Origin of the sequence: Pantoea sp. PNT03 (assembly GCF_014852515.1) — a bacterium.
Classification (GTDB): domain Bacteria; phylum Pseudomonadota; class Gammaproteobacteria; order Enterobacterales; family Enterobacteriaceae; genus Pantoea; species Pantoea leporis.
The window spans coordinates 124,827-133,065 of record NZ_JACVBT010000008.1 but is presented as its reverse complement, the minus strand read 5'-3'; the positions used below and the strand labels follow the sequence as shown (position 1 = coordinate 133,065).

At 53.5% G+C, this 8,239-nt stretch carries 7 protein-coding genes and 1 riboswitch; of the genes, 2 read left to right on the top strand and 5 right to left on the bottom strand.

Annotation, left to right across the window (positions count from 1 at the left end; genetic code table 11):
• Positions 1 to 358 precede the first annotated feature (358 nt).
• On the bottom strand, positions 359 to 1,210 hold the full coding sequence (murI, locus tag IB226_RS22620; protein WP_192237049.1) for a glutamate racemase: 852 nt from the start codon (positions 1,208 to 1,210) through the stop codon (positions 359 to 361).
• A complete protein-coding gene (gene btuB, locus IB226_RS22615; protein WP_192237048.1) occupies positions 1,155 to 3,041 on the bottom strand; it encodes a TonB-dependent vitamin B12 receptor BtuB in 1,887 nt (628 codons plus the stop codon). The genes murI and btuB overlap by 56 nt, the downstream gene beginning before the upstream one ends.
• 68 nt (positions 3,042 to 3,109) lie before the next feature.
• Positions 3,110 to 3,292, bottom strand: a riboswitch (cobalamin riboswitch).
• Positions 3,293 to 3,404: 112 nt separating this feature from the next.
• Between btuB and trmA the strand changes: the two genes are divergently transcribed.
• Positions 3,405 to 4,508 (top strand): tRNA (uridine(54)-C5)-methyltransferase TrmA, encoded by a 1,104-nt coding sequence (gene trmA, locus IB226_RS22610; protein ID WP_192237047.1) that lies wholly within the window; start codon positions 3,405 to 3,407, stop codon positions 4,506 to 4,508.
• A 32-nt stretch (positions 4,509 to 4,540) separates the two neighbouring features.
• On the opposite strand, the gene IB226_RS22605 is transcribed toward trmA, so the two are convergent.
• Both IB226_RS22605 and fabR read right to left on the bottom strand, forming a co-directional pair.
• On the bottom strand, positions 4,541 to 4,897 hold the full coding sequence (locus IB226_RS22605; protein ID WP_061720276.1) for a YijD family membrane protein: 357 nt from the start codon (positions 4,895 to 4,897) through the stop codon (positions 4,541 to 4,543).
• A gap of 18 nt (positions 4,898 to 4,915) precedes the next feature.
• On the bottom strand, positions 4,916 to 5,560 hold the full coding sequence (gene fabR / locus IB226_RS22600; RefSeq protein ID WP_008109648.1) for an HTH-type transcriptional repressor FabR: 645 nt from the start codon (positions 5,558 to 5,560) through the stop codon (positions 4,916 to 4,918).
• 194 nt (positions 5,561 to 5,754) lie between these two features.
• On the opposite strand from fabR, the gene sthA reads away from it, so the two are divergent.
• Positions 5,755 to 7,155, top strand: a complete 1,401-nt coding sequence (sthA, locus tag IB226_RS22595; RefSeq protein ID WP_101760632.1) for a Si-specific NAD(P)(+) transhydrogenase — start codon at positions 5,755 to 5,757, stop codon at positions 7,153 to 7,155.
• Here the strand turns inward: sthA and oxyR are convergent.
• Positions 7,138 to 8,055: a DNA-binding transcriptional regulator OxyR gene (oxyR, locus tag IB226_RS22590; protein WP_008109652.1), complete on the bottom strand. Its 918-nt coding sequence runs from the start codon at positions 8,053 to 8,055 to the stop codon at positions 7,138 to 7,140. The genes sthA and oxyR overlap by 18 nt on opposite strands.
• Positions 8,056 to 8,239 lie beyond the last annotated feature (184 nt).

The window sequence follows — 8,239 nt, the reverse complement described above, 5'->3', positions numbered from 1 at the left end:
TGTAAAACGTCATAATGAATTTCATTATGTGTTCACTCGTGAGGCTTTGATATTTTTTTGCGTCCGGAGACGCGGATATCAATCCTGCGAGTGCCCACACAGATTGTCTGATAAATTGTTAAAGAGCATGCCGCGATTTCTCTAGCGGCGCGGGATGCGTATATTACGCTTTCCGCATTCTCAGTCAAGCATTTATTTTTGCTTTTCTGAAGGTTGCCTTGAAGACCACCTCCTGAACACTTCGCTTCGTAAGCCGTTGTTCCGTGTCAGTGGAGGCGCAGTATAGGGATTTCTTCGGAGCTGACAAGCGCTAATTTCAAATTAATTTCCGAGTGCTGATTTTTTCGTCGAAATGCCACTAAACTGCTAATTTTTCCAGCAACGGGAAGCCATAACGCTGCAAAATTGGTGACAATTTCGTCACTTCATCATCTATACGCGTACAGAACGCTAAATTCTGACCGGATGAAACTGCCTGCGGTGCTTCATGCTCTAATAACCAAACGGTACGACGCGCAATCGCCGCGCCCGAATCCACCAGCCTTGTCCCTTCCGGTAGCACCAATTGCAGCTCATCACGTAGTAAAGGGAAATGCGTACATCCGAGAACCACGGTATCAGGTGGCTCTTTCATCCGTAGCCAGGGTTGCACAGCACGGCGTACATCAGCGAGCTCAACATCTTCGCCATGCAGCTTGGCTTCCGCCAGCTCCACCAGCTCAGCAGAGCCGAGCATTTCGATTTTGCAGTCACGGGCAAATTGCGCCACTAACTCATGGGTATAAGGACGTTTCACCGTGCCGCGCGTGGCCAGCAATCCCACTACGCCGTTACGCGTCAGACGCGCAGCAGGTTTTATCGCAGGCACCACACCCACAACCGGGAATTCGAAACGTTCACGCAGAGCTGGCAAAGAGATGGTGCTGGCCGAGTTACAAGCAATGATCACCAACGCAAGCGGGAAACGCTGAGTGATAGCCGTCACCACCGCCACCACGCGCTCGACAATAAAGTCTTCGGATTTTTCGCCGTACGGAAACCCTTCATTATCAAAGGCGTAGAGATAGTGAAGATCCGGCAGTAAATGCCGGACCTCATCATAAACGGAGAGCCCACCCACGCCGGAGTCAAACACCAGCACGGTGGGACGCAGATCAGAAGCTGTAGCTGGCGCTGAGGTAGTACTCCGTTCCTGGAGTTGGATAGCCATACGCTGTCTCATAATCTTTATCGAACAAGTTGGCAATTCTACCACGAACGGTGAGCTGTGATGTGACCGGATACGAGACCGCGAGATCTACCGTGCTGTAACTCGATAAACGACGCTGCTCGCTGGCATATTCGCTGGTGTTGTTATCGTAGCGCTTACCGAAGTACTGGTAGATGACATCAATATCAAAGTCATACACCGTCATACCCAGCTGATATTTGGCCTGCTCACGCGCACGACGCGCCAGCGTTTCACCATCTGAATCACGACGCGCATCCAGATAACCCAAGGTGATCTGGTGATGAAGGAAGCGGGTATCAAAATCAGCGGTGGCTTCAATACCTTTCAGCGTAACGGCTTTTTCATTGTAATAGCCGCCCTCAAAAGTCACAGGATCAGAAGCATAGGTAATGAGATTGCTGACTTTATTGTGATACGCAGCAACACGCCAATTAACCGGACCGGTTAAACCTTCCAGCGCGGCTTCCCACTGTTTTGATTTCTCAGGATTGAGATCGGGATTAGAGCTAATACCAAAGCGCTTCAGACCATATAGCTGGCCTAACGTCGGCGCCTGGAAACCCGTGCCGTAAGAGAGTGATGCCTTGTAACCCGGCACAAACTCCCAACCCGCAGCCGTTTGCCAGGTGCCATGACGGCCGAAGTCCTGGTTATCATCGCCACGCGCCGAACCTTCAAGCGTAACATTGCCAAACTGCTGCTGAGCCGTCAGGTAAGCACCGGTGTTGTCTTGCTTGTAACCATCTTCGTCACGCGGTGCGCCAGAATAGAGTTGTCCAACCGAGCTCAGTTTCTGCTGCTGCCAATCCAGACCCGCGCTGACCATGCCATGCCCCACCGCAAAGGTGTTGCCCCACTGCAGGTTGCGCTGCTCCATGTCATCCAGGCTATTGGAATCCGCATAGCGGCCATCAGACCCAACGTAGTTATAGATTTTGTACTTTTGATAACTGGCGGTCAGCTGCGAGGAGTATTCCTCTTTATTAAAGCGCAGACCGGTATCAAACGAGTGATTATAGATCTGTTGCTCATCCTGACCACCGACATAACCCGCATCGTAATCTGAGTTCGCGGCGTAACCGTAACCCCGGAAGAAGCCAGAAAACGCCTCGTTAAACTTGTGGTCAACGCCAGCCCAGAACGCCTTATTGCGCCAGCCATCACGATCGCGATCGGTCGGAGACGTTGAGCCCGGCTGAACGTTGTAGCCGTTGGTGGCCTGATAAGAGCCCGCCACCGTTACGCGCGTCTGGTCCGTGACATTTTGATTGATGCCGCCGCTGTATTCCTGATAGCCCTTTGAACCAAAGCCAGCCGTCAGAGAATTTTGATTATTCGGGTTTTGCGTAATGACATTCACCACGCCGCCAATCGCATCTGCGCCGTAAACCGCAGACCGCGGGCCACGAATGAACTCAACGCGCTGGATGATGGAAACAGGGATTTGGTTGAAGTCAGCAACGCCGGTAATGCCAGGCTTAGAGAACGGCACACCGTCAACCAGAATCAGCGTATGACGCGCTTCCGAACCACGTACATACATAGAAGCGCTTTGCCCAATGCCGCCGCTTTGCGCGATATCCACGCCCGGCAAGCGGCGTAACACTTCCAGTAGGTTCTTGGATTGCCACTGATCGATCTCGTCACGGGTGACGACAGAAGTCGAAGCCAGCACCGACGAGACCGGCTGCGCGAAGCGGTTAGCGGTAACGATTTGCGTATCATCATTCTGCTGGGCGAAGCCAAATTGCGCCCAGAGAGACAACGCCGTTGCACTGAAGGCAAACAGCGAAGCGTGTGTTTTTTTCATTGTTATAGCATCCAAAAGACGAAGCAGGATGCCGCACGACTACGACCAATAGCTCGCGATGGTCGTATGTATTGCGACGTCACACCGGCAGGTCTTCGGGCTGAGAATCATAAATGGTGAAAAAACTTCCCATCCGGCAGGACAGTGTTTGTAATTGCCATCACCACGACATTCCTTACCGCTGCGCGTCAGCTCCAGATTCACACTGGATTCCCTTTTAACTCAAGGAGGCCGGCAGGCGCAGTCTACGGCCAGGAAGGCCGGAAATCCAGACTTCCAGCCATCTTGTTTTCCGCAGGGCTGGACATCAGCAGTTGAATGCCTACAATCGCCCGGCAAGCCAGCTTATTACCAGGATTAAAGATGACACCCGAACAGCTCCCAATTGAACAATACGACGCGCAACTGGCGGAAAAAGTCAACCGCTTACAGGCGATGATGTTGCCCTTTGCCGCGCCCGACGTGGAGGTGTTCCGTTCGCCGGTCAGCCACTATCGGATGCGTGCCGAATTCCGCATCTGGCACGACGGAGACGATCTCTACCACATCATCTTTGATCAACAGACTAAGCAACGAATCCGCGTCGATCAATTCCCGGCGGCCAGTGAATTGATCAACCAGCTGATGCCAAAACTGATCGCGGCGATCCGTGACAACCGCGCGCTGCGTTTCAAACTGTTCCAGATCGATTACCTGTCGACGATGAGCAACCAGATTGTTATCTCGCTGCTCTATCACCGTAAGCTGGAAGAGGAGTGGACCGCCGCCGCCAGCGCCCTGCGCGACAGCCTGCGTGCCGAAGGCTTTGACGTGCAGCTGATCGGCCGCGCCACCAAAACCAAAATCTGCCTCGATCGCGATTACGTGGATGAGCGCCTGCCGGTCGCGGGGAAAGAGATGATTTATCGTCAGGTGGAAAACAGCTTCACCCAGCCAAACGCGGCGATGAATATTCAGATGCTGGAGTGGGCGCTGGACGTCACGCAGGATTCGCGCGGCGATCTGCTGGAACTCTATTGCGGTAACGGCAACTTCTCGCTGGCGCTGGCGCGTAACTTCCGCAGCGTGTTGGCCACGGAAATTGCCAAGCCGTCGGTCGCGTCCGCGCAATACAACATTGCCGCCAACCATATTGATAACGTGCAGATTATTCGTATGGCCGCTGAAGAGTTTACCCAGGCGATGACGGGCGTACGTAGCTTCAATCGTTTAGAAGGCATCGACCTGAAGAGCTACCAATGCGAAACCATTTTTGTTGATCCGCCACGTAGCGGGCTGGATGAGGAAACTGTGAAGATGGTGCAGGCCTATCCGCGCATCATTTATATCTCCTGCAACCCGCAAACGCTGTGCGACAACCTCGCGGTGCTGGGAGAAACGCATGATGTCACGCGTCTGGCGCTGTTCGATCAGTTCCCGTATACCCATCATATGGAATGCGGCGTGCTGCTGACGCGCAAGGCCTAAACAACAACGGGAACCCCAAGGTTCCCGTTTTTTCACTGCTTGCTCTTCGCGCGGCGAAAACGCATACCAATCCAGAACACCAGCGCCACCATCAGAATCGTCGGGATGAAGTTAGAGCCGATATCCGGATATTCAGCCCGCACCAGCGCGCTATAAACCAAAATACCCAGCAGGAAGAACGCCGCCGCCAGTGAAGGCATGCCGTCTGGCATATTGCGGTTGAGATAACGCTGATGCAAACACCAGGCCGCGAGGCCAAGAGCAATCAGCGGGAATATCGAAAAGGGAACAAACGTGCTGAACAGCACCGAAAAGGAGCCGTTGATCGCTAAACCGGTGATAAAAGCCAATAAAAGCGTTCCTTTATCGCGTGGGTTTTGCTCAATCATTTCATTATCCTTATCACATTACTCTTCGGGTTTTTCCAGGGTAACCGCCAGACGCTCTTGCTCGCGGCGATACCAGTAATAAGCGCCTTTGGCGATCATGCGCAGCTGCAGCACTAATCGATCCTCAAGCTTACGGCGCTGCTCAATATCAACGTCCAGCGCTTCGGCACCCGCGCTAAACACAATCGTCACCATGGCTTCGGCCTGCGCTTCGGTGAAGCTGCGCGGCATGCGATTTTCTAATTCAAGATAATCGGCCAGTTCGGCGATGAAGTGCTGAATCTCACGCGCGACTGCGGCACGAAAGGCCGCCGAGGTTCCGGAGCGCTCGCGTAGTAAGAGCCGAAAAGCGTTGGGATTGTTCCCGATGAACTCCATAAAAGTTGCCACCGAGGTTTTAATAATGCTGCCACCCTTGGCAATACGCTGGCGCGCCTGACGCATTAACTGGCGCAGCATCAAGCCGCTTTCGTCCACCATGGTCAGCCCCAGCTCATCGACATCGCGGAAGTGACGATAAAATGAGGTCGGCGCAATCCCCGCTTCGCGTGCAACTTCGCGCAAACTCAGGCTGGCAAAACTCCTTTCTGCACTTAACTGACTGAAGGCAGCTTCAATCAGTGAACGTCGTGTACGTTCTTTTTGTAGCGCTCTGACGCCCATTTTCCCGGCCTTTTAGGTGATTTGGCAGGCACTATAACAAACTTTTCAGCGTACAGCGGTGCAAACTTTGTGAACGCCTGTGAACCTCACGCTTTGTCAAACTTCAGCAATTTACGCTGTTAGAATTCAGATGTGCGCGGCGAGATGTTAGAATCTCGTTGTAAAAATGTGATAAAAAAATAGGACGTACTGGTATGCAAAAGTCTTACGATTACGATGCCATTGTGATTGGCTCCGGTCCGGGCGGCGAAGGTGCGGCGATGGGGCTGGTGAAGCAGGGAGCGCGTATTGCAGTGATCGAACGCTACCACAACATCGGCGGCGGTTGTACACACTGGGGAACCATCCCTTCCAAAGCCCTGCGTCACGCTGTTAGCCGTATCATCGAGTTCAATCAAAACCCACTTTACAGCGATCACACTCGCCTCCTGCGCTCCTCATTCGCCGACATTCTCAACCACACCGAGAACGTGATCAGTCAGCAAACCGCGATGCGTCAGGGCTTCTACGAGCGCAACCGCTGTGAACTTTATCAGGGCGATGCCCGATTTGTTGATGCCAACACCATCGAAGTGGAACAACCCGACGGCACCCGCGAGCGCTTAACCGCGGCGAAATTCGTGATCGCCTGCGGTTCTCGTCCGTATCATCCCGCGGATGTCGATTTCACCCATCCGCGCGTTTACGATTCCGACTCCATCCTCAACCTGCATCATGAACCTGGCCACGTCATCATTTATGGCGCCGGCGTAATTGGCTGTGAATATGCCTCGATTTTCCGCGGCCTGAACGTCAAGGTTGACCTGATCAACACCCGCGACCGTCTGCTGGCATTCCTCGATCAGGAGATGTCAGATTCCCTCTCCTATCACTTCTGGAACAGCGGCGTGGTGATTCGTCACAACGAAGAGTTCGAGAAGATTGAAGGCGTTGATGACGGGGTGATTATTCACCTTAAATCGGGCAAAAAAGTGAAAGCCGATTGCCTGCTGTACGCAAACGGTCGAACCGGTAACACCGATTCACTGGCGCTGGAAAACGTCGGACTGGAAGCGGATGGTCGTGGCCTGCTGAAGGTGAACAGCATGTATCAAACTGCGCTGCCGCATATTTACGCGGTCGGCGACGTGATTGGTTATCCAAGCCTGGCTTCTGCTGCTTACGATCAGGGTCGCATTGCCGCGCAGGCGATCATCAAAGGTGAAGCCACCGCACATCTGATCGAAGATATTCCAACCGGGATTTACACCATTCCGGAGATCAGCTCAGTGGGTAAAACCGAACAGCAGCTGACGGCGATGAAAGTGCCGTATGAAGTGGGTCGTGCGCAGTTTAAACATCTGGCGCGTGCGCAGATTGTTGGCATGCACGTCGGCAGCCTTAAGATACTGTTCCACCGCGAAACCAAAGAGATTTTAGGGATTCACTGCTTTGGCGAGCGTGCTGCGGAGATCATTCACATCGGCCAGGCCATCATGGAACAGAAGAACGGCGGCAACACGATTGAGTACTTCGTGAATACCACCTTCAACTATCCCACCATGGCCGAAGCCTATCGCGTGGCAGCGTTAAACGGCTTAAACCGCCTGTTTTAACGAGGTATCCAGATAACCCTTCATGTGGGTTTTGATTGCTTCTGCCAACTGCTCATAGCGGCTGCGCAGAGGCGATCCTGGACGATAGACCAACGCGATGGTGCGCTGCGGCACCGGCTTGTAACACGGTAAATAGCAGACGCCATCACGTTCGCGTTCATTCGGCACGGACAACGCAGGTAACAAGGTAATGCCGCTACCAGCGGCAACCATGTTGCGCAGCGTTTCCAGGCTGGTGGCGCGGAAGTGCGTATCTTCATCGGCACCGGCTTCGAAGCAGAAGCCCATCGCCTGATCGCGCAGGCAGTGCCCATCTTCCAGCATCAGTAATTTCTCACCGGCCAGATCCGACATCGGCACGCGATCGCGATCGCGCCACGGATGATCGGCATACACCGCTAGCGTCATTGGCTCATCAAACAGCGGCACCTCAATAAAGGCTTCACTCTCTTTCACCAACGCCACGATGGCGCAATCCAGCTTACCGCTGTCGAGCTGTGCCAGCAGTTGCTGCGTCTGCGCTTCATGCAGGTACATTTCGAGTTTGGGGAAGGTTTTGTGCAGCATCGGAATGATGTGCGGCAGCAGATACGGCCCGGTGGTTGGAATCAAACCAATGTGCAGCGGTCCAGACATCGCTTCGCCTTGCTGGCTCGCCATCTCCTTCAGCACTTTCACTTCGCGCAGCACGGTTCGCGCTTGATCCACCAGCAACAGTCCAGCCTGAGTAAACAACACCTTACGGCTGGTTCGCTCCAGCAGCATCACGCCAAGTTCATCTTCCAGCTTACGAATCTGTCCACTTAAGGTAGGTTGGCTGACATGACATGCGTCAGCTGCACGCCGGAAATGGCGATGCTCCGCAAGTGAAACCAGGTATTCGAGATCACGAATATTCATTGAAATCCTCCAAACCACGATAGCCCGTGGCGATAGATAGAATAGCAATGAACGATTGGCCCTATCAAGGCGTGAGCGGGAATAATGCGCGCATCAAATGATCTGGAGCAGAACCTGCAAACTGCTTAAAACCAATCACTGTGCTGGCCGGGAGTGGCCTGCCCTTGATGATGTGCCTATAACA

Coding starts and splice junctions, on each gene's coding strand:
- trmA (WP_192237047.1), top strand. CDS start 3,405: ATGACACCCGAACAGCTCCCAATTGAACAATACGACGCGCAACTGGCG.
- oxyR (WP_008109652.1), bottom strand. CDS start 8,055: ATGAATATTCGTGATCTCGAATACCTGGTTTCACTTGCGGAGCATCGC.
- btuB (WP_192237048.1), bottom strand. CDS start 3,041: ATGAAAAAAACACACGCTTCGCTGTTTGCCTTCAGTGCAACGGCGTTG.
- murI (WP_192237049.1), bottom strand. CDS start 1,210: ATGGCTATCCAACTCCAGGAACGGAGTACTACCTCAGCGCCAGCTACA.
- sthA (WP_101760632.1), top strand. CDS start 5,755: ATGCAAAAGTCTTACGATTACGATGCCATTGTGATTGGCTCCGGTCCG.
- IB226_RS22605 (WP_061720276.1), bottom strand. CDS start 4,897: ATGATTGAGCAAAACCCACGCGATAAAGGAACGCTTTTATTGGCTTTT.
- fabR (WP_008109648.1), bottom strand. CDS start 5,560: ATGGGCGTCAGAGCGCTACAAAAAGAACGTACACGACGTTCACTGATT.